Source organism: Klebsiella sp. LY, assembly GCF_004010915.1.
Taxonomy (GTDB): Bacteria; Pseudomonadota; Gammaproteobacteria; order Enterobacterales; family Enterobacteriaceae; genus Klebsiella; species Klebsiella quasipneumoniae.
The window spans coordinates 246,985-271,027 of record NZ_CP022444.1; the positions used below are offsets into that span (position 1 = coordinate 246,985).

A 24,043-nucleotide genomic window follows, 5' to 3' on the forward strand; every position below is an offset into this window, starting at 1 on the left:
TTGTTTCATTTGGTTCGCACTGAGGTGGCTGGTGTGGTTAAGGAGATTTCATGACAACTGGCAACGCGCCGCGCGGATTCCCCCGGATCCTGCAGTGGCTTCTCGCCGGACTGATGCTGATCATCGGTCTGGCTATCGGTATTCTGGGGGCAAAACTGGCTCTCGTCGGCGGCACGCTGTACTTCGCGCTGATGGGCGTGGTGATGGTTATCGCGGCGGTGCTGATTTTCCGTCGCCGCCGCGGGGGTATTCTGCTGTACGCCGTGGCGTTTATCGCTTCGGTGATCTGGGCGATCGGCGACGCTGGCTGGAACTTCTGGCCGCTCTTCTCGCGTCTGTTCGCCCTTGGCGTGCTGGCCTTCCTCGCCGCCCTGGTCTGGCCTTTCCTTGCCAGCTCGCCGACGAAAAAAGGCCCGGCTTTTGCCATCGCCGCCGTGCTCGCCGTGGCGCTGGCGGGAAGCTTTGGCTGGATGTTTAAATCCGAACCGCTGGTCAGCGCCACGGAAGCGGTGCCGGTGAAACCCGTCGCGCCGGGCGAAGAGCAGAAAAACTGGGCGCACTGGGGCAACACCACCCACGGCGACCGCTTCGCCGCCCTGGATCAAATCAACAAGCAAAACGTCAACCAGCTGCAGGTAGCCTGGGTGGCGCATACTGGCGATATCCCACAGAGCAATGGCTCCGGCGCGGAAGATCAGAATACCCCGCTGCAGATTGGCGATACCCTCTACGTCTGTACCCCTTACAGCAAAGTGCTGGCGCTGGATGTCGACAGCGGCAAAGAGAAATGGCGCTATGATTCCAAATCCTCTTCGCCTAACTGGCAGCGCTGCCGCGGCTTAGGCTATTACGAAGATAGCCAGGCGCAGACGACGCCAGCGTCAGGCGCTCAGCCTGCCGCTTGCTCCCGTCGTCTGTTCCTGCCGACGATCGATGCCCGCCTGATCGCCATTGATGCCGACACCGGCAAACTGTGCGAGAGCTTCGGCGATCGCGGTATTGTCGACCTTAGCGTCGGGATGGGCGAAGTCAAAGCAGGCTACTATCAGCAGACCTCCACCCCGCTGGTCGCGGGTAATGTGGTGGTGGTCGGCGGCCGCGTCGCGGATAACTACTCTACCGGCGAACCGCCGGGGGTGGTCCGTGCGTTTGACGTCCACACCGGTAAACTGGCCTGGGCGTGGGATCCGGGTAATCCGGCGCTGACCGGCGTACCGCCGGAGGGCCAGACCTATACGCGCGGCACGCCGAACGTCTGGTCGGCGATGTCTTACGACGCGAAGCTGAACCTGATCTATCTGCCGACCGGTAACGCTACGCCTGACTTCTTTGGCGGCGAACGAACCGCGCTGGACGATAAATACAGCTCCTCCATCGTCGCCGTGGATGCCGCTACCGGCCAGGTACGCTGGCACTTCCAGACCACCCACCACGACCTGTGGGACTTTGACCTGCCGTCTCAGCCGCTGCTGTACGATCTGCCTGACGGCAAGGGCGGCACCACCCCGGTGCTGGTGCAGACCAGCAAGCAGGGCATGATCTTTATGCTCAACCGCGAAACCGGCGAGCCGGTGGCGAAAGTGGAAGAGCGGCCGGTGCCGGTGGGCAATGTCAAAGGCGAGCGCTACTCGCCGACGCAGCCTTACTCGGTGGGAATGCCGATGATCGGTAACCAGACGCTGACCGAGTCCGATATGTGGGGAGCGACGCCGATCGACCTGCTGCTGTGCCGTATCCAGTTCAAAGAGATGCGCCATCAGGGCGTCTTTACCCCGCCGGGAGAAGACCGCTCCCTGCAGTTCCCGGGCTCGCTTGGCGGCATGAACTGGGGCAGCGTCTCGGTGGATCCCAACAACAGCCTGATGTTCGTTAACGATATGCGTCTGGGTCTCGCCAACTATATGGTGCCGCGCGAGAAGGTGGCGAAAGACGCCAGCGGCATCGAGATGGGCATCGTGCCGATGGAAGGCACGCCGTTTGGCGCCATGCGCGAACGTTTCCTGTCGCCGCTGGGCATTCCGTGCCAGAAGCCGCCGTTCGGCACCATGTCCGCGGTGGATCTGAAAACCGGGAAACTGGTGTGGCAGGTGCCGGTAGGTACCGTAGAGGATACCGGGCCGCTGGGGATCCGCATGCACATGCCGATTCCGATCGGTATGCCGACCCTTGGCGCGTCGCTGGCGACGCAGTCCGGGCTGCTGTTCTTCGCCGGCACTCAGGATTTCTACCTGCGCGCCTTTGATACCGCTAACGGCAAGGAGATCTGGAAATCCCGTCTGCCGGTTGGCAGCCAGTCAGGCCCGATGACCTACGTGTCGCCGAAAACCGGTAAGCAGTACATCATTATCAATGCGGGCGGCGCCCGTCAGTCTCCGGATCGCGGCGATTACATTATCGCCTACGCGCTCCCTGACCATCACTGATTGACTTAAGCAAAAGGGCCCATCCGGGCCCTTTTTTGCTGTTGCCGAAACGCCTTGCGCGTTAGCGATTACTGGTCGCCAAAGTGGATCACGGTGCGAATCGATTTGCCTTCATGCATCAGGTCAAAGGCCTCGTTAATCTGCTCCAGCGGCAGGCGATGAGTAATAAACGGGTCGAGGCGAATTTTACCCGCCATCGCGTCTTCCACCATTCCCGGCAGCTGGCTACGGCCTTTCACGCCGCCAAAGGCGGAGCCGCGCCACACGCGGCCTGTCACCAGCTGGAACGGACGGGTTTTGATCTCCTGCCCGGCGCCGGCCACGCCGATAATGACGCTCTCGCCCCAACCCTTATGGCAGCACTCCAGCGCCGCGCGCATCACATTGACATTACCGATGCACTCGAAGCTGAAATCCACCCCGCCGTCGGTCAGCTCAACGATCACATCCTGAATCGGCTTATCGTAGTCGTTGGGGTTGATAAAGTCGGTAGCCCCCATCTCTTTAGCGAGAGTGAACTTATCCGGGTTGGTATCGACTGCCAGAATGCGCCCGGCTTGCGCCTGCACAGCGCCCTGGATCACCGCCAGGCCGATGCCGCCCAGACCAAAGACCGCGACGGTATCCCCGGCCTTAACCTTCGCCGTGTTGTGCACCGCGCCGATACCGGTGGTCACGCCGCAGCCCAGCAGACACACTTTATCCAGCGGCGCCTGCGGATTGACTTTCGCCAGCGAGATCTCAGCGCAGACCGTGTATTCGCTGAAGGTGCTGGTGCCCATGTAGTGATAAATCGGTTCGCCGTTATACGAGAAACGGGTGGTGCCGTCCGGCATCAGCCCTTTGCCCTGGGTAGCGCGTACCGCCTGACAGAGATTGGTTTTACCCGACTTACAGAATTTGCACTCGCCGCATTCGGCGGTATACAGCGGGATGACATGATCGCCCGGCTTAAGGCTGGTGACGCCCTCGCCCACTTCCACGACCACGCCGCCGCCTTCATGGCCCAGCACCGCCGGGAAGACCCCTTCCGGATCGTCGCCGGAAAGGGTGAAAGCATCGGTATGGCACACGCCGGTATGGGTGATTTTCACCAGAACTTCGCCTTTTTTCGGCGGCGCGACGTCAATCTCTACGATTTTTAACGGCTGACCGGGGCCAAAGGCCACTGCTGCGCGTGATTTCATAACTGTCTCTTCCTCGTCGTGATGTTATTTTAAATAGGATCGTAGCAGATGACCGACCTCTGCCATTCTCGCGGCCCGCTGGTCCGGGGTGGTGTCGCCGCTGACCAGCTCGTCCTGCAGGTGGATCTCCACCATTTCGCCCATCAGACCGTTTGCCGCCCCGCGAATCGAGGCGATCTGCTGCAGGATAGTCATACAGGGCTCGCCGGACTCCAGCGCGCGTTCAAGGGCTTCAACCTGGCCGCGGATGCGTCGTACGCGGCTGAGCGCCCGTTTTTTATCTTCAGGTGAATGTGGCACGATAACGCCTCCGTATCATATAGGGGGGTATACTATATTTTATTCACCACAAAGGCAAAAAAAACCCCGTCGCGGGACGGGGTCTGAATGTTGAAGCAAACCATTCAGCGCTTACGGGGCATCATTCGCAGCAGGGTATTATCTTTCCACCAGTAATGATGGAGCAGCGCAGCAAAGGCATGCAGGCCAATCACGAAGTAACCGGCGTTCGCTAACCATTCATGGATCGCTTTCAGGGTGTCCACCCGCTCAAAATCGCTCTGCGGAGCATACGGCATCGTCAGGCCAAAGGCGTACCAGGGATTCCCGCGCCAGTACATCATTACCATGCCAATCAGCGGCAGGACGATAAACAGCAGATAGATAATCAGATGGCCGAGATGGGCGAAACCAGTCATCATCGGTGACGGCTTTGGCACGATCGGCGGCGTCGGCATTTTCAGCCGCACCAGCAGACGCGCCACCATCAGCACGCAAATGGTGATTCCGCAGGAAACATGAACCATATTGATCAGCGGCCGATCGCTGCGGGGGAAAAATCCGCGCAGCTCCATCGCCGCATAGGCCACCACCACCAGCAGAAAGACCAGCCAGTGGATGCCGATCTGCAGGCCGGAATATTTATCGCGCATGGAATATCCTTAATGGAAAGTGTGATTGTGCCAACATAGCGGCCTTCTCTTAAATTTTCATTAACCTTTACGTTGAATTAACAATTGATTACCGCATTGTGCTGAGCCGCTGCACCCGGACCACGCAAACGGGCGCCGGATACCATCCGCTATTACAAAATTAAACATTTTTGTTACCTGCCGCCGCGCTCTCCCTTCTATAGTTGAGAACATCTGTCGGCCACGCTGCGTATGGAGATGAAAATGAAGAAAATCAGCTTACCGCTATTGCTGCTGACCGCGCTGGCCAGCCCGACTTTCGCCGCGGACTGTCAGCCTAACGGCATCGGCGGCTCATTTTGCATTAACGATGACGGGACCACTACCGACACGGTGCCGAATGAAGTCAACGGTATGGATACGTATTCGAATAATGGCGGGTATAGCAGTTCTCTGCCCGACCAGTCGGGGGCAGAGGAAGCGCTTGAAGGGTCAACGCTGTCGACACAGCAGGACAGCGTCGCCAGTAGTGGTCAGGGAGACAGCGCCCTGGCGGGTCGCGACTGGCATTCGCCGTCCAATCTGAATGATGGCGCCGCTACCTCCAGTATGAGCCTGCTGGATAAACCCTGAGGCCTGGCGTCAGGCAAAGCTCCAGCCTGCGGCGCCGATGGCGACGGCGAACAGCAGGCAGGCCAGCGCCGTTTTGCGTAACAGCATGGTATAGAAGGAGATCGCGACGCCAACGAATACCACCAGCAGAATGGGCCACATGCTTAATAACAACAGCAGAAAACCCTCAATATTATTATGGATTACGCTTTCCACATCCGCATCCCTGCCTCATCGTCGATAAAGTAAGCAGAATTTAATATGTAACATGAATACATTCAAATAAAATATAAATGTAAATGATTATGCGGCTGGCGGCGGGTCACTGTTACGCGTCCGGGGAGTTAGCATCAGAAGCAGTGCGCAAAAAATAGGTCAGGATTGTTCCACAACCCTTTAGCGGTACGATCGTATTCTCACTAGAATCCCGCAAACCCTTCACGACATTATTCGGCGCTGGTATCTGATACAACGCGCCGGCGATGACAGTCGCCTGGTTGCAATTTATCTCCCTGAGCGGAACGCACATCCAGATATTGAAGCGGCTGGCAGTGTTCGTTATCCAGCAGGACAGAGTAGGTTTCTCCCTGCTCAAACATATAACGCTCTCCCCATTGACGCATCGCCACAACAATGGGAAACACGGAGCGCCCCTTTTCAGTCAGGACGTATTCCTTATATGCGCTGCCATCCGATGCCGGTAAAATCTCGAAAATACCGATCTCGACCAGGTGCTTCAGGCGCGCGGCAAGGATATTTTTGGCCAGCCCTAAATTTTTTTGAAACTCGCTGAATCTCCGTACATCGTCAAATGCTTCGCGGATAATCATCAGGCACCAGCGTTCACCAATTGATTCCAACGTTCTCGCCACCGGACATTCACTGGTTCTGAGTGATTCCTGTTTTGCCATCTGCGCGCTCCTCATCAATCTGTCTACTAATGCTAGCTTAATCTTCCGTTTTACCAGTTGCAAAAAAAAACCACTATGGCTATTTCTATAGGTAAACGAGTTTTAAAAAGCAACCAGATAGAAGGTCTCTTATGAAAGATAAGACAAGCAGGTGTACCGGCCACGGAATTCAAACCGCGTCAGCCCCTGACGCGATGCTCACCGCAGGGATAACGACGTTGTTTTCACTGACCTGCGCGCTGGCGGTAGCCAACGTTTATTCAGCTCAACCTTTACTCGACTCGATGGCGGTCAGCCTCAAGGTGGCGCCAGGCATGATTGGCGGCGTCATCACCGCTACGCAGTTGGGCTATGCCATTGGCTTACTGTTCCTGGTTCCGCTCGGGGACTGGCTGAACCGTAAATACGTGGCGATGACTCAGCTGTTGCTTTCAGCGGCGGCGTTAGTTGTAGCAGGGTTATCCCCCAATATAGCCACTCTGCTTGGCGCCATGCTGATCGTTGGCCTGATGGCCGTTGTGGTGCAGTTGATGGTGGCGTGGGTGGCAATACTGGCGACACCGCAGAAACGAGGCCAGGCGGTGGGTACCCTGACCAGCGGAATTGTTTCAGGCATCCTGTTGTCTCGGTTTATCTCAGGCGCGATAGCCGATATTGCCGGCTGGCGAGCCGTTTATCTCACGGCTGCCTGTATGATGCTGTTGATGGCCGGTGTCGTCTGGAAGGTCATGCCTTCGCCCTCAAAGCAATCGCAGCCACAAAAGTCCACCTACCTTTCCTTATTGAAGTCAGTGTTTCAGCTATATATCACTGAACCGCAACTGAGAAAGCGCGGCATCCTGGCGCTTCTTATCTTCGCCGCCTTCAGCATGCTATGGACAACTATGGTCATGCCGCTTACCGCCCTTTCCCTCTCGCACACCCAGGCGGGGATGTTTGGCTTAGCCGGCATCGCTGGCGTGCTGGCCGCCTCAAGAGCGGGAAAGTGGGCTGACCAGGGATGGGCTCAGCGTACTACCGGCTTGGCGCTGGCGCTGCTGGCTCTCTCATGGCTGCCTATCGCCTATGTTGAAACCTCTTTGCTCTGGCTGTTAGTTGGCGTCATTGCGCTGGACTTTGCGGTACAGGCCGTACATGTCTCTAACCAGAGCCTGATCATTGCCGCCAGGCCTGCAGCGGCAAGCCGCCTGGTTGGGGCTTACATGTGTTTTTATTCGCTGGGTAGCGCGGCAGGGGCTATCGTTGCCACACAGCTTTATTCCCACTGGGGATGGCAGGCGGTATGCCTTGCGGGTGCCGCGGTCAGCGCGTGTGCTTTTCTTGTCTGGTCAGGATCGCGTCGATCATGACATTCGGCCCCTGTTTTGAAGGGGCCAGTCAAAAATCGCGTAAAAATGACCTGATTGCCCCCAGCTGTTTGTATCGCATAGATTTTTTCAATGCTTTTAAACAGTTATGCTCATGTTGTATAATGACGTGCACTTTAACTAAAAAAAGAGTGCGACCATGATTGATTCCTCATTGCCATTAACCGACATTCACCGCCACCTTGACGGTAACATCCGGGCCCAAACCATCCTCGATCTTGGCCGCGAGTTTAATATCACCCTTCCCGCTACCACCCTTGACACGCTGCGTCCCCACGTCCAGGTCACCAGCCTGGAGCCCGATCTGGTCAGTTTTCTCGCCAAGCTCGACTGGGGGGTGAAAGTCCTGGCCTCGCTGGAAGCCTGCCGTCGCGTGGCGTATGAGAACGTCGAAGACGCGGCGCGCAATGGCCTGCACTACGTGGAGCTGCGCTTCTCCCCACGCTATATGGCGATGACCCACCAGTTGCCGGTTGACGGCGTGGTAGAGGCAGTGATCGCCGGGGTACGTGAGGGGTGCCGCGATTTTCAGGTCGACGCCCGCCTGATCGGCATTTTGAGCCGCACCTTTGGCGAAGCGGCCTGTCAGGAAGAGCTGGCGGCGCTGCTCGCCCACCGCGATGGCATCACCGCCCTCGACCTCGCTGGCGATGAGCTGGGCTTCCCGGGGGCGCTGTTCCTCAGTCATTTTAACCAGGCCCGCGATGCCGGGTGGCATATCACCGTTCACGCTGGCGAAGCGGCCGGCCCGGAAAGTATCTGGCAGGCCATTCGTGAGCTGGGCGCCGAGCGTATCGGCCACGGGGTAAAAGCGGTACAGGATCCCGCCCTGATGGACTATCTGGCCGAGCACCGCATCGGGATTGAATCCTGTCTCACCTCGAACGTGCAAACCAGCACCGTACCCTCTCTGGCCCAGCATCCGCTGAAGCAGTTCCTTGAGCACGGCGTGCTGGCGAGCCTCAACACTGACGATCCGGCGGTCCAGGGGGTCGATATTATCCACGAATACACCGTGGCGGCGCCGGCGGCGGGCCTGAGCCGGGAGCAGATCCGCCAGGCCCAGATCAATGGTCTGACCCAGGCGTTTCTGAGCGAACAGGAAAAAGCCGCGCTCATTCAGCGGGTGGCTAAAGGCTGATAGCCGGCCCGGCAGCCGCGCTGCCGGGCTATCTCTTACACAAGGCTGAGCGTGGCGCGATGCCGAGCCGACTCGATACCGAGCTCAAGCAGGGTCATGATTTGAATCGCCTCGCTGGCCGGAACCGGGTTTTCTCCCACCCCATTGAGCGCATCGCGGATAGCGGCATAGTAAGCGGGATAATTGCCCGGTAGCGTCAGCCATGTCTCCTCGCTACGTTCGTCGCCTTCGGCGCGGGTCAGGGTACCGTCACGCATATCATACCCCCAGTCCTCCTGCGGCAAACGCTCGCCATTTTTCAGCCGCTCCTCCTGCGGGTCGAGACCGTACTTGATAAAGCTGGCCCGCGAGCCGTGGACGATAAAGCGCGCGCTCTCCGCGGCGGCGAGCAATGTGCCGTGCAGCACCACCCGCCGCTGTGGATAGGCCAGCACCGCGTGAAAATAGTCGGTGGATTGCGCGCCGGGCCGAAGTTGAGCGAGATCCACCGTGATGCTCACCGGCAGACCAAACAGCACCACCGCCTGGTCGAGCAGATGCGGTCCGAGATCATACCAAATTCCACTCCCGGGGCCCGCCTGTTCCCGCCAGCGCTGGCGTACCTGCGGGCGGAAGCGGTCGAAATGGGATTCGAAGTAACACACCTCTCCCAGCAGGCCTTCGTCGATTAACGTTCTGACCGTTAAGAAATCACTGTCCCAGCGCCGGTTGTGAAATACCGACAGCACCCGGCCACAGTGCTTCGCCAGGCTCTCCAGCTCACGAGCCTGTGACAGTGTCACGGTAAAGGGTTTATCCACCACCACGTGCTTACCGGCCTCCAGCGCCGCTTTCGCCAGTGGGAAGTGGGTGTCGTTCGGCGTGGCGATGACCACCAGATCGATCTCCGGGTCGTTCAGCAATTCACCCGCCGCACTGACCACCTTCGCGCCAGGCCAGTCGGCATGAACTTTGGCCGCGTCGCTGCTGGAGACCGTCGTCAGCGCCAGGCCCGGCGTGCCGCTGATTAATGGCGCGTGAAACGTTTTGCTGGCATAGCCATAGCCCACCAGCCCCACCCGGATCGCATCACTCATTTAACCGCCTCTCTTATTCAGCTGATGTCAATATCTGACCAATGAGAATATTCTTACAAAACGTGAATAAAACTTATCATTTTTTCACTTAAGGTTTTAACGCATGCGTGCAAAATCAGACAGATACCCCTTGTGATCTGCTGACCATAGAGTAACATTTCCCACTGTGTTCAAAGGATATTGAAGTGTTATGACGACTGTTTTTACTCGTATTGTAGAACTTATTGGCTGGATTGTTTTTGGGATTTCCGCACTGCTTTTGGTTATCGCGCACCATATTGATAACTACCAGTCGCCACCGCCAGCGGATGTGGTGCAGACAAAGTAGCGCCGCCGTGAAACAGTGATCCGCTTCGCAACTGTGCAACCGGTTTCAGAAACCGGTTGCACAGTTATCCTTGCTTTGATTACACTCCCTCTATCATCAGACTGGGAGCTTTTTCATGGCCGCTTTTCCGCAACATTTTTTATGGGGTGCCGCTACCGCAGCGTATCAGGTTGAAGGTGGGCACGACGCTGACGGTAAAGGACCGTCAATCTGGGATATCTACTCTCACCTGCCGGGAACCACCTTTGAAGGGACCACCGGCGATATCGCCGTCGATCACTATCACCGTTTTCGCGAAGACGTGGCGTTGATGGCCGAGATGGGCCTGCAGAGCTATCGCTTTTCCATCTCCTGGCCGCGCCTGCTGCCCACCGGGCGCGGCGAGGTTAATGAAGCAGGCGTGCAGTTTTATAGCGATCTGATCGATGAACTGCTGGCGCATAATATTGAGCCGATGATTACCCTCTATCACTGGGACCTGCCGCAGGCCCTGCAGGATGAGGGCGGCTGGGAAGCACGCAGCACCGCCGAAGCCTTCGCCGAGTACGCCCGCCTGTGCTACGCCCGCTTTGGTTCGCGGGTGAAGCTGTGGGCTACCTTTAACGAGACCATCGTCTTTATCGGCCACGGCTACATTAACGGCCTGCATCCGCCGGCCGTTCGCGATCCGGCGCGCGCCATCCAGGCCTGTCATCACGTGTTTATCGCCCATGCGCTGGCGGTGAAGGCGTTTCGCGAGATGGCCGTGGCGGGCGAGATTGGTTTCGTCAATGTGCTGCAGCCGCATACCCCGCTCACCGACAGCGAGGCGGACAGGCAGGCTACCGACCTGGCTGACGCCATCCATACCCACTGGCTGTACGATCCGGTGCTAAAAGGCACCTATCCTGCTGCTCTGCTGGCGCAGACTCAAGCCCTGTGGGGAGTACCGCGCTTTGCTCCAGGCGACGACGCGCTGCTGCGAGACAACCGCTGTGACTTTATCGGTCTGAATTACTATCGTCGGGAAACGGTATCCGCCCAGCCGCCCGAAATCCCCACCGGCGGCGAGCCTGGCGTGGAGGGGTTATTCTATTTCGTGCGTAATCCGCAGAGCACTTATACCGAATGGGGCTGGGAGATCTGGCCGCAGGGGCTAACCGACGGCATTATGATGATCAAGGCGCGCTATGGCGATATCCCGATCTATATCACCGAGAATGGCCTGGGAGCGAAAGACCCGATTATTGCCGGTGAGGTGGTCGACGATCCGCGAATCGACTACCTGAGCAGCCATATTGGCGCTCTGGAAAAGGCGCTGGCGCAGGGAGCTGACGTTCGCGGCTATTATCCCTGGTCGTTTATCGATCTGCTTAGCTGGCTCAACGGATATCAAAAGCAATATGGCTTTGTCTATGTGGACCACCAGCAAAATCTGGCACGGAAACGAAAGAAGAGTTTTTATTGGTACAAATCTGTTATTGCCAGTCGCGGCGAACAGCGTTAATCTTCTCCTGCGGGCGCCATTCGGCGCCCGGTCTGATTTAGAATATTCTTAAACATCTCCCTGCTCTTCAAGGCTGGCTTTGCCCCTTGTCATGGGTTTATATAACCTGAAACATTCCACGCGGCCCCGGCAGAAGGCGCCGTTGGTTGAGAGTAGGTTTAGTGAATGCTGATAATATTCAACGTAATTATTCCGATTATAAAATGGATACGAAAATGACCGTTCTGGACTATTTATTAAAATTCCGCAAAATCAGTTCGCTGGAAAGTCTTGAAAAACTATTTGATCACCTTAACTACTCCCTGACTGACACCGAAGAGATCGTTAATATGTATCGCGCCGCCGATCACCGCCGGGCAGAGCTGGTTTCCGGCGGTAAATTGTTCGATGTGGGCCAGGTGCCTAAATCCGTTTGGCGATTCGTGCAGTAAGACTGTCATCCTTCACGCCAGTTGCTTATACTTCCCGGCCTGCTTTTATATACTGGCGTTAAATAGGGGAGAACCATGACGTCTCAATCTGCGGAACGCATCGGCGGATGGCTGCTAGCACCGCTGGCCTGGTTGCTGGTGGCGCTGCTGAGCGCCTCGTTATCGCTGCTGTTTTTTGCCAATGCCCTCATGTCGCCGCAAACCTGGGCCCTGCTGCGCGCCATGAGCACCGGACACATGGCGCTGTGGGTCGCCTCGTTGCTGTTTGCCCTCGCCATGTGGTTTTATACGCTCTGGCTGACCATCGCCTTTTTCAAGCGGCGCTCGCTGGTGCCGAAACACTATATTATCTGGCTGCTCATTACGCTGCTGCTGGCGATAAAGGCGTTTGCCTTCTCCCCCGTTTCGGATGTCCTTGCACTGCGTCAGCTACTGTTTCCGCTGCTGGCCGCCGCGCTGCTGGCGCCCTATTTTCGCCGTTCACAGCGGGTAAAACGGACCTTTGTTAATCCGTAATAACCCCACACTTAACCTGTTGTCGCCGGTATCGTTTTATTCGATAATAAGCGGCTTTTTTTCGTTTCAGGTCGCATGATGGCTGATTATTTACTGCTCTTTATCGGTACTGTCCTTGTCAATAACTTCGTTTTGGTGAAGTTCCTTGGCCTGTGTCCGTTTATGGGGGTTTCCAAAAAGCTGGAAACCGCAATGGGGATGGGGCTCGCCACCACCTTCGTGATGACCCTGGCCTCTATTTGCGCCTGGCTGATTGATACCTGGATCCTTATCCCGCTAAATCTGGTTTATTTACGTACCCTGGCCTTTATTCTGGTTATCGCCGTGGTGGTCCAGTTCACTGAGATGGTGGTGCGTAAAACCAGCCCGGCGCTCTATCGCCTGCTGGGCATCTTTTTGCCCCTTATCACCACCAACTGCGCGGTGCTCGGGGTGGCGCTGCTGAACATCAACCTGGGCCACAATTTCCTGCAGTCGGCGCTGTACGGCTTTGCCGCCGCCGTCGGCTTCTCGCTGGTGATGGTGCTGTTCGCGGCGATCCGCGAACGTCTGGTGGTGGCCGATGTCCCCGCGCCGTTCCGCGGTAATGCCATCGCGCTGATTACCGCCGGTTTAATGTCTCTGGCCTTTATGGGCTTTAGTGGTTTGGTGAAGTTGTAATGAGCGCAGTCTGGATAGCCGTGATCGCCATCAGCCTGTTAGGGCTGATTTTCGGCTTAATACTGGGGTATGCGTCGCGCCGTTTCGCGGTGCAGGACGACCCGGTGGTGGAAAAAATTGATGAACTGTTACCGCAGAGCCAATGTGGGCAGTGCGGCTACCCTGGCTGCCGCCCCTATGCGGAAGCGGTGGGCGTGCAGGGTGAGAAAATTAATCGCTGCGCGCCGGGTGGTGAAGCGGTGATGTTAAAAATCGCCGCCTTGCTCAACGTCGACCCGCAGCCTGTCGATGGCGACGAGCAGGCAGCCGAGCCGGCCCGCATGCTCGCCGTGATTGACGAGCCGAACTGCATCGGCTGCACCAAATGTATTCAGGCGTGTCCCGTGGATGCCATTGTCGGGGCGACCCGCGCCATGCATACCGTGATGAGCGACCTATGCACCGGCTGCAACCTGTGCGTTGCCCCCTGCCCGACCCAGTGCATTTCACTCGTTCCGGTGGCGACCACCCCGGAGACCTGGAAATGGGATCTGCACACGATCCCGGTGCGAAATATTCCTGTGGAACAACATGTTTAAGCTATTTTCCGCTTTCCGAAAAGACAAAGTCTGGGATTTTAACGGCGGTATTCACCCGCCGGAGATGAAAACCCAGTCAAACGGCACCCCGCTGCGCCAGGTTTCCCTGCCGCAGCGCTTTGTGATCCCGCTGAAGCAGCACATCGGCGCCGAAGGCGAACTGTGCGTCAAAGTAGGCGACCGGGTGCTGCGCGGCCAGCCGCTAACCCGCGGTTGGGGAAGAATGCTGCCGGTTCACGCCCCCACCTCCGGCACCGTTGCCGCTATCGCCCCGCACACCACCGCCCATCCATCCGCGCTGGCGGAGATGAGCGTGATCATTGACGCCGACGGCGAAGACCGCTGGATCGAACGCGACGGCTGGAGCGACTACCAGACCCGCACACGTGAAGCGCTGATTGAGCGCATCCACCAGTTTGGCGTTGCCGGCCTCGGCGGCGCCGGCTTCCCCACCGGCAGTAAACTGCGCGGCGGCGGCGATAAAATTAAAACGCTGATCATTAACGCCGCCGAGTGCGAACCCTATATCACGGCGGACGACCGCCTGATGCAGGACTGCGCGGCGCAGATTGTCGAAGGGATCCGCATCCTCGCCCACATTCTGCAGCCTGACGAGGTGCTGATCGGCATTGAAGACAATAAGCCGCAGGCCATCTCCATGCTGCGGGCGGTACTCTGCGACGCCCATGGCATTTCGCTGCGCGTGATCCCCACCAAATACCCCTCCGGTGGCGCCAAGCAGCTCACCCAGATTCTCACCGGGAAACAGGTGCCGCACGGCGGTCGTTCTTCGGACATTGGCGTGCTAATGCAGAACGTCGGTACAGCCTACGCGGTGAAACGCGCGGTAATTGACGGCGAACCGTTAACCGAGCGCGTGGTCACCCTCACCGGCGAGGCGGTAACCCGGCCGGGCAATGTCTGGGCGCGCCTTGGCACGCCGGTGCGCCATCTGTTGAACGACGCCGGATTCTGCGCCAGCGCTGAGCCGATGGTGATCATGGGCGGCCCGCTGATGGGCTTTACTCTGCCGGGGCTCGACGTCCCGGTAGTGAAGATCACCAACTGTCTCTTAGCGCCCTCCGCCAGCGAAATGGGCGAGCCGCAGGAAGAAAAAGGCTGCATTCGCTGTAGCGCCTGCGCCGACGCCTGCCCGGCCGATCTGCTGCCGCAGCAGCTGTACTGGTTCAGCAAAGGCCAGCAGCACGATAAAGCCACCGCTCACAATCTGGCGGACTGCATCGAATGCGGCGCGTGCGCGTGGGTATGCCCAAGCAATATTCCGCTGGTGCAGTACTTCCGCCAGGAGAAAGCCGAGATCGCGGCGATTCGTCTGGAAGAGCAGCGCGCTGCGGAAGCCAAGGCGCGATTCGAGGCGCGACAGGCGCGCCTGGAGCGTGAGAAAGCGGCCCGCGCCGAGCGGCATAAAAAAGCCGCCGTCCAGCCAGCCGCCAAAGATCAGGATGCGATTAACGCCGCCCTGGCCCGGGTACGTGATAAACAGCGCGACGCAGCGCAGCCTATCGTGATTCAGGCCGGCGCCAGACCGGATAACAGCGAGGCGATTGCCGCCCGCGAAGCGCGGAAGGCCGAAGCCCGGGCGCGTAAAGCGCAGCAGCAGTCCGTGCCGGCGGAATCCCCGTCGACCGACGCTGCCGATCCACGCAAAGCGGCGGTGGAAGCCGCTATCGCCCGCGCCAAAGCGCGCAAAGCCGAACAGCAGGCCGCGCCGGCGGAAACCCCGCCAGCCGAGCCGGTCGACCCACGCAAGGCGGCGGTGGAAGCCGCTATCGCCCGCGCCAAAGCGCGCAAAGCCGAACAGCAGGCCGCGCCGGCGGAAACCCCGGCGGCCGAGCCGGTCGACCCGCGCAAGGCGGCGGTTGAAGCCGCTATCGCCCGCGCCAAAGCGCGCAAAGCCGAACAGCAGGCTGCCCAGGCGGAAGCCCCGGCAGCCGATCCGGTCGACCCGCGCAAGGCCGCGGTGGAAGCCGCTATCGCCCGCGCCAAAGCGCGCAAAGCCGAACAGCAGGCCGCGCCGGCGGAAACCCCGCCAGCCGAGCCGGTCGACCCGCGCAAGGCCGCGGTGGAGGCCGCTATCGCCCGCGCCAAAGCGCGCAAAGCCGAACAGCAGGCTGCCCAGGCGGATATTGCGTCAACCGCAGCCAATGACGACCCACGCAAAGCGGCCGTCGCCGCGGCGATCGCTCGCGTTCAGGCGCGCAAAGCAACACAGCAGGCAGTTAACGAGGAATAAATGGTTTTCAGAATCGCAAGCTCCCCCTATACCCATAACCAGCGGCAGACCTCGCGCATTATGCTGCTGGTGCTGCTCGCCGCCGTGCCTGGTATTGTGATCCAGACGTGGTTTTTCGGCTGGGGCACCGTCCTGCAGATTGTCCTCGCCGCCCTGACGGCCTGGGCAACGGAAGCCGCTATTCTCAAACTGCGCAAACAGCCTGTTGCGGCCACCCTGAGGGATAACTCCGCCCTGCTCACCGGCCTGCTGCTGGCGGTGAGTATTCCGCCGCTGGCCCCCTGGTGGATGGTGGTGCTCGGCACCGCCTTTGCCGTAGTGATCGCCAAGCAGTTGTACGGTGGACTCGGCCATAATCCTTTCAACCCCGCAATGATCGGCTACGTCGTGCTGCTGATTTCGTTCCCGGTGCAGATGACCTCCTGGCTGCCTTCTTACGAGATTGCCGCCCATATCCCGACGTTCAGCGATACGCTGCAGATGATCTTCACCGGTCATACCGCCGTCGGAAACGACATGGCCACCCTGCGGCTGGGTATCGACGGCATCAGTCAGGCCACCCCGCTGGATACCTTCAAAACCTCCCTGCATGCCGGGCATAGCGTCCAGCAGGTACTGCAGTTGCCGGTTTACGGCGGCGTTCTGGCGGGGCTGGGCTGGCAGTGGGTGAATATCGCCTGGCTGGCGGGCGGTCTGTTTCTGCTGTGGCAGAAGGCGATCCGCTGGCATATCCCGGTCAGCTTCCTCGTCAGCCTTGGCCTGTGCGCAACCCTCGGCTGGATCTTCTCGCCGCAGAGTCTGGCCTCGCCGCAGATGCATTTATTCTCCGGGGCCACCATGCTTGGCGCCTTCTTTATTCTGACCGACCCGGTGACGGCCTCGACAACCAACCGCGGACGTCTGATCTTCGGCGCCCTCGCCGGCCTGCTGGTGTGGCTTATTCGCAGCTTCGGCGGTTACCCGGACGGCGTGGCGTTTGCCGTTCTGCTGGCGAATATTACCGTGCCGCTGATCGATTACTACACGCGCCCGCGCGTGTATGGCCACCGTTGAGAGAGCGATGATGTTAAAAACGATGCGAAAACACGGCGTCACGCTGGCGCTTTTTGCCGCCGGCTCCACCGGGCTAACGGCGGCAATCAATGAGCTGACCAAAAGCACCATCGACCAGCAGGCGGCCCTGCAGCAAAAAGCGTTATTCGACCAGGTTTTACCTGCCGACCGCTATAATAACGATCTGCTCAAGAGCTGCTATCTGGTCAGCGCCCCGGCGCTGGGCAAAGGCCAGCATAAAGTGTGGATCGCCAAAAATAACGACCAGCCGATTGGCGCGGTCATGGAAGCCACCGCGCCGGACGGCTATTCCGGAGCGATCCAGCTGCTGGTGGCCGCCGATTTTAGCGGCACGGTCCTCGGCACCCGCGTGACCGAGCATCATGAGACCCCGGGTCTGGGGGATAAAATCGAGCTTCGCCTGTCGGACTGGATCACCCATTTTGCCGGGAAAGTCATCCACGGTCAGGGCGACAGCCATTGGGCGGTCAAAAAAGACGGCGGCGATTTTGACCAGTTCACCGGCGCCACCATCACCCCCCGGGCGGTGGTCAATGCCGTTAAGCGCGCAGGCCTGTATGCACAAACGCTGCCTGCGCAACTTCCTGAATTCAGCGCCTGTGGAGAGTAACCATGAGCGAAGTTAAAGACGTCATCGTCCAGGGTCTGTGGAAAAACAACTCCGCTCTGGTTCAGCTGTTAGGGATGTGTCCCCTGCTGGCAGTCACCTCGACCGCCACCAACGCCCTTGGGCTGGGTCTGGCGACCACCCTGGTGCTGACCCTGACCAACCTGACCATCTCCAGCCTGCGCCGCTGGACCCCGGCGGAGATCCGCATCCCGATCTACGTGATGATCATCGCCTCGGTAGTGAGCGTGGTGCAGATGCTGATCAACGCTTATGCGTTCGGTCTGTATCAGTCTCTGGGGATATTTATCCCGCTTATCGTCACCAACTGCATCGTGGTGGGCCGCGCCGAAGCCTTTGCCGCCAAAAAAGGGCCGGCGCTGTCGGCGCTGGACGGTTTCTCTATCGGTATGGGGGCCACCTGCGCGATGTTCGTGCTGGGCTCCCTGCGCGAAATCCTCGGCAATGGCACGCTGTTTGACGGCGCCGACAGCCTGCTTGGCAGCTGGGCAAAGGTGCTGCGCATCGAGGTTTTCCATACGGACACCCCTTTCCTGCTGGCTATGCTGCCGCCAGGCGCCTTTATTGGCCTCGGCATGATGCTGGCGGTAAAATACCTTATCGATGAACGTAGCAAGCAGCGGAAGGCGCAGGCGGCCCGGGCCGACGCTGTCGCCCCGTCTGACGCGACAGGGAAAGCGTAACATGAACAAAGCCAAACGCCTGGCGATCCTGACCAGGCTGCGGGACAACGATCCCCACCCCACCACCGAGCTGCACTTCAGCTCGCCGTTTGAGCTGCTGATTGCCGTCCTGCTCTCGGCGCAGGCAACCGACGTGAGCGTCAATAAAGCGACAGCCAAACTCTACCCGGTGGCCAATACGCCCGCGGCGATGCTGGCGCTGGGGGTGGAGGGCGTGAAATCCTATATCAAGACCATCGGCCTGTTTAACAGCAAAGCGGAAAACGTCATCAAAACCTGCCGGATCCTGCTGGAGCAGCACAACGGCGAGGTACCAGAGGACAGAGCGGCGCTGGAGGCATTGCCCGGCGTGGGCCGCAAAACCGCCAACGTGGTGCTGAATACCGCCTTTGGCTGGCCGACGATCGCCGTGGATACCCATATCTTCCGTGTTTGCAACCGGACGCAATTCGCTCCCGGGAAAAACGTCGAACAGGTTGAAGAGAAGCTTCTGAAAGTCGTTCCCGCCGAGTTTAAGGTCGACTGCCATCACTGGCTTATTCTGCACGGCCGTTACACCTGTATCGCTCGCAAGCCGCGCTGCGGCTCTTGCCTGATTGAAGACCTTTGCGAATTCAAAGAAAAAGTCTACGCCTGAGCGCCTTTCTCACGACCATAGCCTCACTCTGGGTTATGGTCCGTATTTAGCTATTTAACCCGCCGTTAACACCGCATAAACCGCATTTTGCTGGGCAATTATCCGGTTATATAACAAACAACTAGCTCATTCATTTTTTATCAACGCAAAATTTCTATACATTTGTGATCCAGATCATGCTCGCAACTCAATGTTGAACGAATGTTATGAAAATGGAAATTAAAGTCAGGTAATACAACGGCTGAGCAAAGATTGCCAGGATAATAGCCCATGAATTTTTAGGATAATGGACCATATCACTACCTCACTGCGCGATCAGCAGAATATATCGCCGTTTTGGCGAAAAGCGGGCAATCAAAAAGATAAAAATATCAACGATAACGTAACGGTGAAATTTAACTCTGGATAACATTCATATGTCCGGAGCATTATGCCACCCTTATTATGTGTAACAGATTATTACAAAAGCCTTGCCTGATGCGCCAGGATAGTGAACATTACCTGCCGTTTTCCCTCCAAGAATAACTATAAAGGCGGCGGTCCAACGAGATTGCGCCCCGAACACCCCCCAGTAAATATGGGATGTAAAAAAAGAGGTATATGTGTCTACTGCAAACAATAAACCAGCAGAAAGCGTGAGTCTGAACGCTTTCAAACAACCACGCGCGTTCTATCTCATTTTCTCGATCGAGTTGTGGGAGCGTTTTGGTTACTACGGCCTGCAAGGGATCATGGCCGTTTACCTGGTAAAACAGCTGGGTATGTCGGAAGCGGATTCCATTACTCTGTTCTCCTCCTTTAGCGCGCTGGTTTATGGCCTGGTCGCCATTGGCGGCTGGCTGGGCGATAAAGTGCTGGGTACCAAACGCGTCATTATGCTGGGCGCTATCGTGTTGGCCATCGGCTATGCGCTGGTCGCCTGGTCTGGCCATGACGCCGCTATCGTCTATATGGGTATGGCGACAATCGCCGTCGGTAACGGCCTGTTTAAAGCCAACCCGTCTTCCCTGCTCTCTACCTGCTATGACAAAAACGACCCGCGTCTGGACGGTGCATTTACCATGTACTACATGTCCATCAATATCGGTTCGTTCTTCTCGATGCTGGCAACTCCGTGGCTGGCCGCGCGTTTCGGCTGGAGCGTCGCCTTCGCCCTGAGCGTGGTGGGGATGGTGATCACTATCATCAACTTCGCCTTCTGCCAGAAATGGGTGAAACAGTACGGTTCGAAACCGGACTTTGCCCCGGTGCATATGGGTAAACTGCTGGCGACCATCGCTGGCGTGGTGGTGCTGGTCGCTATCGCGACCTGGCTGCTGCACAACCAGGGTATCGCACGCATGGCGCTGGGCGTCATCGCGCTGGGTATCGTGGTGATTTTCGCCAAAGAAGCGATGGGCCTGAAAGGTGCCGCGCGTCGGAAAATGATCGTCGCCTTCCTGCTGATGGTAGAAGCGATCGTCTTCTTCGTACTGTACAGCCAGATGCCGACCTCTCTGAACTTCTTCGCTATCCGCAACGTGGAGCACTCGATCCTCGGCATCGCCTTCGAGCCGGAACAGTATCAGGCGCTGAACCCGTTCTGGATCATGATTGGTAGCCCTATTCTGGCCGCCATCTATAACAAGATGGGCGATCGCCTGCCGATGCCGCACAAGTTCGCTATCGGTATGGTGCTGTGCTCCGGCGCGTTCCTCGTCCTGCCTTTAGGGGCGAAGTTCGCCAGCGACGCTGGTATCGTCTCGGTTAACTGGCTGATCCTGAGCTATGCGCTGCAGTCTATCGGTGAGCTGATGATCTCCGGCCTCGGCCTGGCGATGGTCGCTCAGCTGGTTCCTCAGCGTCTGATGGGCTTCATTATGGGCAGCTGGTTCCTCACCACCGCCGGTGCGGCAATCATCGCCGGGAAAATCGCCAACCTGATGGCGGTACCGGAAAACGTCACCGATCCGCTGGTGTCGCTGGAAGTGTACGGTCATGTGTTCCTGCAGATCGGTATCGTCACCGCGGTCATCGCCGCCCTGATGCTGCTGACCGCGCCGAAGCTGAACCGAATGACTCAGGACGACAGCGCGGACGTAAAAGCACGCGAAACCGCGGCAGCCTGACGCCGCAGGGAAAACCAATTATTTTTAAGCCGCTAACGTTAGGTTAGCGGCTTTTTTTTTACCCCTGGCGGGACTAACATACAGAAAACTGCAGCCACGAGGAGTAACGCATGAAACTGTTCTACAAACCCGGCGCCTGTTCCCTCGCCTCACACATCGCCCTGCGCGAAAGCGGCCTGGATTTCACTTTGCAGAGCGTGGATCTGGCAAGGAAACAGCTGGAAAACGGGGAAGATTATCTGCTGATCAACCCGAAAGGTCAGGTGCCGGCGCTGCTGCTGGATGATGACATCCTGCTCACCGAGGGCGTGGCTATTATGCAGTACATCGCCGATCAGGTGCCGGACCGCCATCTGCTGGCGCCCGTGGGCTCCGTTGCCCGTTACCAGACCCTGGAATGGCTGAACTACGTGGCTACCGAACTGCATAAAGGCTTTACGCCGCTGTTCCGCCCGGACACCCCGGAAGACTATAAGCCCGTTGCCCGCGCGTTGCTCGAGAAGAAACTGCAGTACGTCGATGCCTCGCTGGCGGATAAACAGTGGCTGACCGGCCATCGCTTCACCATCGCCGATGGTTATCTGTTCACGGTGCTGCGCTGGGGCTATGCGATTAAACTGGATATGGCCGCCTGCGGTCATATCGGCAGCTGGATGGCGCAGGTGGCGGCGCGTCCGGCAGTGGCTGACGCACTGGCGGCGGAAGGCTTAAAGTAAGACCAGACTCTGCCCGGCGGTCTGCCGGGCAGAGTCAGAAAGTTACAGCCGGGTAGCGCTGAAGCAGTGCTCCGGCACGGCAATACGATCCTGCGCCGCCACCACCTGCAGTTCATACTCCTGCATGTTTTTGGTGGTCAACATGATCTCGTACACCGCGGCGGTGACGTGCTCAAGCGCGTCGCGCAGGCTGGCGCCCTGCAGCAGTTTCACCAACAGCAGACCGCTGGTCACATCACCAACGCCCACCGGCTGACGCAGGCCAAAATCCACCAGCGGCCGGCTGATATGCCAGGCTTCCTCTGCGGTCACCAGCAGCATCTCAAAGCGGTCCATGCTCATGCCGGCGCGGGAAAGATGCTTAACCAGCACTACCTCCGGCCCCTGGACAATCAGCTCCCGCGCGGCGGCCACCGCCTCGCTCACGCTGGCGACCGGATGACCGCAGAGGATCTCCAGCTCCACCAGATTAGGCGCAATGATATCGCTGGCCGGCAGCGCGTAGCGCACGTGGAATTCCGCCACGCCCGGGGCGACGATGCAGCCCTTTTCCGGATGGCCCATCACCGGGTCACAAAAATACTTCGCCTCCGGATTGGCCGCTTTTACCTGACGCACGATGCCCAGGATATGCTCGCCCTGTTCAGCAGATCCGAGATAGCCGCTCAGTACCGCATCGCAGGTCTGCAGCTTGTCAATGTCGGCGATGCCCTGGACGATCTCCGTCAGGTGCGAAGGCGGCATCACACAGCCGGTCCATTTGCCGTACTGCGTATGGTTAGAGAACTGTACGGTATTGAGGGGCCAGACATTGGCACCCAGGCGGCGCATCGGGAACTCGGCGGCACTGTTGCCGGCGTGGCCAAACACTACGTGAGACTGAATGGCGAGGATGTTCTTCATTTTCTTACCACAACCCTAAAAAGAAAAAGGGCGTGGTTTCCCACGCCCTGGTAGTATTTTTTTATTTCCAGCAGACCAGGCAGTAATTCTTCTTACCGCGGCGCAGCAAGGTGTAGCGGCCAAACAGGCGATCGCTGTCAGCAAAAACATATTCCGGATCGGCCTGTTTTTCACCGTTGATGGTCACCGCGTTAGAGGCGACGGTTTTACGCGCCTGGCCGCGGGACGGCTGCAGCTCGGAATCCACCAGCGCCTGCAGCAGATCGGCGCCTTTTTCCATCTCGATCATCGGCACGCCGTCCTGAGCCAGCTGTTCGAAGTCAGCTTCGCTGAGGTCGCTCAGGTTGCCGTTGAACAGGCTCTCGGTAATGCGTTTCGCCGCTTCCAGACCCTCTTCGCCATGCACCAGACGCGTCACCTGCTCTGCCAGCACGTACTGGGCGCGCGGCGCTTTACCGCTGTTTTTATCTTCTTCTTCCAGGGCATTGATCTCTGCAATGTCCATGAAGGTGAAGAACTTGAGGAAGCGATAGACGTCAGCATCCGCGGTGTTGATCCAGAACTGATAGAATTTATACGGACTGGTCTTTTTCGGATCCAGCCACACGGCGCCGCCCTCGGTTTTACCGAACTTGGTGCCGTCCGCTTTGGTAATCAGCGGCACGGTGAGGCCAAACACCTGGTTCTGGTGCAGACGACGGGTCAGATCGATACCGGAGGTAATGTTGCCCCACTGGTCGGAGCCGCCAATCTGCAGCGCCACGCCATGCAGTTTGTTCAGACAGGCGAAGTCGTAACCCTGCAGCAGATTGTAGGAGAACTCGGTAAAGGAGATGCCCTGATCGTCACGATTCAGGCGCTGCTTCACCGCTTCTTTATTGATCATCTGGTTAACAGAGAAGTGTTTACCGATATCGCGGAGGAAGGTCAGCACGTTCATGCTGCCAAACCAGTCATAGTTGTTCGCCGCGATCGCCGAGTTGTCGCCGCAGTCAAAATCAAGGAACGGGGCTACCTGTTTGCGGATTTTATCCACCCACTCCTGCACGGTATCCTCGGTATTCAGCTTACGCTCAGCGGCTTTAAAGCTTGGGTCGCCAATCAGACCGGTAGCGCCGCCCACCAGCGCCACAGGTTTATGACCTGCCTGCTGGAAGCGTTTCAGGCATAACAATGGAACAAGATGCCCCAAATGCAAGCTGTCAGCGGTAGGATCGAAGCCGCAATAGAGCGCGATCGGGCCTTGCGCCAGTCGCTCTGCTAACGCTTCCTCGTCCGTCACCTGGGCTACCAGCCCCCGCTCTTGCAATTGTTTAATCAAGTTACTGCTTGCCATCAAATTCTCCATGTATAAACGACTGCACCTCTGCCGGTACACGACTTTTCGCCAGATGCGAAAAGTACATAGAATAA

General features: G+C 58.2%; 25 protein-coding genes. 17 read left to right on the forward strand and 8 right to left on the reverse strand.

The window, feature by feature from the left end:
* Positions 1-50: 50 nt before the first annotated feature.
* Positions 51-2,423, forward strand: coding sequence for a glucose/quinate/shikimate family membrane-bound PQQ-dependent dehydrogenase (locus tag CE636_RS03950; RefSeq protein ID WP_004202818.1), 2,373 nt, complete (start codon positions 51-53; stop codon positions 2,421-2,423).
* A 68-nt stretch (positions 2,424-2,491) separates the two neighbouring features.
* Here the strand turns inward: CE636_RS03950 and CE636_RS03955 are convergent, their stop codons facing one another.
* The 3 genes from CE636_RS03955 to cybB all read right to left on the reverse strand — a co-directional run bounded on the left by CE636_RS03955 (position 2,492) and on the right by cybB (position 4,542).
* Positions 2,492-3,610, reverse strand: coding sequence for an S-(hydroxymethyl)glutathione dehydrogenase/class III alcohol dehydrogenase (locus CE636_RS03955; protein WP_004202819.1), 1,119 nt, complete (start codon positions 3,608-3,610; stop codon positions 2,492-2,494).
* A gap of 24 nt (positions 3,611-3,634) precedes the next feature.
* Complete coding sequence (locus CE636_RS03960) at positions 3,635-3,910, reverse strand: metal/formaldehyde-sensitive transcriptional repressor (RefSeq protein ID WP_004202822.1); 276 nt, start codon at positions 3,908-3,910, stop codon at positions 3,635-3,637.
* Between the two features lie 104 nt (positions 3,911-4,014).
* Positions 4,015-4,542, reverse strand: a complete 528-nt coding sequence (gene cybB / locus CE636_RS03965; protein WP_004202824.1) for a cytochrome b561 — start codon at positions 4,540-4,542, stop codon at positions 4,015-4,017.
* A gap of 243 nt (positions 4,543-4,785) precedes the next feature.
* Here cybB and CE636_RS03970 point away from each other — a divergent pair, with 243 nt between their 5' ends.
* On the forward strand, positions 4,786-5,154 hold the full coding sequence (locus CE636_RS03970; protein WP_004202826.1) for a hypothetical protein: 369 nt from the start codon (positions 4,786-4,788) through the stop codon (positions 5,152-5,154).
* Positions 5,155-5,163: 9 nt separating this feature from the next.
* Here CE636_RS03970 and CE636_RS03975 read toward each other — a convergent pair whose 3' ends face one another.
* A complete protein-coding gene (locus CE636_RS03975) occupies positions 5,164-5,349 on the reverse strand; it encodes a hypothetical protein (RefSeq protein WP_004202827.1) in 186 nt (61 codons plus the stop codon).
* A gap of 230 nt (positions 5,350-5,579) precedes the next feature.
* The gene (locus CE636_RS03980; protein WP_017900466.1) at positions 5,580-6,044 is read right to left on the reverse strand and encodes a winged helix-turn-helix transcriptional regulator; all 465 of its coding nucleotides are present in this window, start codon (positions 6,042-6,044) and stop codon (positions 5,580-5,582) included.
* Positions 6,045-6,238: 194 nt separating this feature from the next.
* On the opposite strand from CE636_RS03980, the gene CE636_RS03985 reads away from it, so the two are divergent.
* The gene (locus CE636_RS03985; RefSeq protein ID WP_025999263.1) at positions 6,239-7,393 is read left to right on the forward strand and encodes an MFS transporter; all 1,155 of its coding nucleotides are present in this window, start codon (positions 6,239-6,241) and stop codon (positions 7,391-7,393) included.
* A gap of 157 nt (positions 7,394-7,550) precedes the next feature.
* On the forward strand, positions 7,551-8,552 hold the full coding sequence (gene add, locus CE636_RS03990; RefSeq protein WP_004202835.1) for an adenosine deaminase: 1,002 nt from the start codon (positions 7,551-7,553) through the stop codon (positions 8,550-8,552).
* 35 nt (positions 8,553-8,587) lie between these two features.
* Here add and CE636_RS03995 read toward each other — a convergent pair whose 3' ends face one another.
* Positions 8,588-9,628: an oxidoreductase gene (locus tag CE636_RS03995; RefSeq protein WP_004202837.1), complete on the reverse strand. Its 1,041-nt coding sequence runs from the start codon at positions 9,626-9,628 to the stop codon at positions 8,588-8,590.
* Positions 9,629-9,818: 190 nt separating this feature from the next.
* Between CE636_RS03995 and blr the strand changes: the two genes are divergently transcribed.
* The 13 genes from blr (at position 9,819) to gstA (ending at position 21,727) form a co-directional block, all read left to right on the forward strand.
* Positions 9,819-9,956, forward strand: a complete 138-nt coding sequence (gene blr / locus CE636_RS04000) for a division septum protein Blr (RefSeq protein WP_012541534.1) — start codon at positions 9,819-9,821, stop codon at positions 9,954-9,956.
* 115 nt (positions 9,957-10,071) lie between these two features.
* The gene (locus CE636_RS04005) at positions 10,072-11,442 is read left to right on the forward strand and encodes a GH1 family beta-glucosidase (protein WP_017900465.1); all 1,371 of its coding nucleotides are present in this window, start codon (positions 10,072-10,074) and stop codon (positions 11,440-11,442) included.
* 215 nt (positions 11,443-11,657) lie between these two features.
* The gene (ydgT, locus tag CE636_RS04010; protein WP_004202843.1) at positions 11,658-11,873 is read left to right on the forward strand and encodes a transcription modulator YdgT; all 216 of its coding nucleotides are present in this window, start codon (positions 11,658-11,660) and stop codon (positions 11,871-11,873) included.
* A gap of 75 nt (positions 11,874-11,948) precedes the next feature.
* Positions 11,949-12,389: a DUF2569 domain-containing protein gene (locus CE636_RS04015; RefSeq protein ID WP_004202845.1), complete on the forward strand. Its 441-nt coding sequence runs from the start codon at positions 11,949-11,951 to the stop codon at positions 12,387-12,389.
* 78 nt (positions 12,390-12,467) lie between these two features.
* Positions 12,468-13,049, forward strand: coding sequence for an electron transport complex subunit RsxA (rsxA, locus tag CE636_RS04020; RefSeq protein ID WP_002907658.1), 582 nt, complete (start codon positions 12,468-12,470; stop codon positions 13,047-13,049).
* On the forward strand, positions 13,049-13,627 hold the full coding sequence (rsxB, locus tag CE636_RS04025; protein WP_004202846.1) for an electron transport complex subunit RsxB: 579 nt from the start codon (positions 13,049-13,051) through the stop codon (positions 13,625-13,627). Before rsxA ends, rsxB begins: the two co-directional genes overlap by 1 nt.
* Positions 13,620-15,881: an electron transport complex subunit RsxC gene (gene rsxC, locus CE636_RS04030; protein WP_117146237.1), complete on the forward strand. Its 2,262-nt coding sequence runs from the start codon at positions 13,620-13,622 to the stop codon at positions 15,879-15,881. The genes rsxB and rsxC overlap by 8 nt, the downstream gene beginning before the upstream one ends.
* Positions 15,882-16,934: an electron transport complex subunit RsxD gene (rsxD, locus tag CE636_RS04035; RefSeq protein ID WP_017900822.1), complete on the forward strand. Its 1,053-nt coding sequence runs from the start codon at positions 15,882-15,884 to the stop codon at positions 16,932-16,934. It begins immediately after the preceding gene.
* 10 nt (positions 16,935-16,944) lie between these two features.
* A complete protein-coding gene (rsxG, locus tag CE636_RS04040; protein ID WP_004202852.1) occupies positions 16,945-17,565 on the forward strand; it encodes an electron transport complex subunit RsxG in 621 nt (206 codons plus the stop codon).
* Positions 17,566-17,567: 2 nt separating this feature from the next.
* Positions 17,568-18,266 carry an electron transport complex subunit E gene (locus CE636_RS04045; RefSeq protein WP_017900824.1) on the forward strand — a complete coding sequence of 233 codons (699 nt, stop codon included), beginning with the start codon at positions 17,568-17,570 and terminating at the stop codon, positions 18,264-18,266.
* Between the two features lies 1 nt (position 18,267).
* Positions 18,268-18,903, forward strand: coding sequence for an endonuclease III (gene nth, locus CE636_RS04050; RefSeq protein WP_004202854.1), 636 nt, complete (start codon positions 18,268-18,270; stop codon positions 18,901-18,903).
* A 602-nt stretch (positions 18,904-19,505) separates the two neighbouring features.
* Positions 19,506-21,011 (forward strand): dipeptide/tripeptide permease DtpA, encoded by a 1,506-nt coding sequence (gene dtpA / locus CE636_RS04060; RefSeq protein ID WP_004202855.1) that lies wholly within the window; start codon positions 19,506-19,508, stop codon positions 21,009-21,011.
* Positions 21,012-21,121: 110 nt separating this feature from the next.
* Positions 21,122-21,727 carry a glutathione transferase GstA gene (gstA, locus tag CE636_RS04065; RefSeq protein ID WP_004202856.1) on the forward strand — a complete coding sequence of 202 codons (606 nt, stop codon included), beginning with the start codon at positions 21,122-21,124 and terminating at the stop codon, positions 21,725-21,727.
* Positions 21,728-21,769: 42 nt separating this feature from the next.
* On the opposite strand, the gene pdxY is transcribed toward gstA, so the two are convergent.
* Both pdxY and tyrS read right to left on the reverse strand, forming a co-directional pair.
* Complete coding sequence (gene pdxY, locus CE636_RS04070) at positions 21,770-22,630, reverse strand: pyridoxal kinase PdxY (RefSeq protein WP_004202858.1); 861 nt, start codon at positions 22,628-22,630, stop codon at positions 21,770-21,772.
* Between the two features lie 61 nt (positions 22,631-22,691).
* Positions 22,692-23,966, reverse strand: coding sequence for a tyrosine--tRNA ligase (tyrS, locus tag CE636_RS04075; protein WP_004175868.1), 1,275 nt, complete (start codon positions 23,964-23,966; stop codon positions 22,692-22,694).
* Positions 23,967-24,043 lie beyond the last annotated feature (77 nt).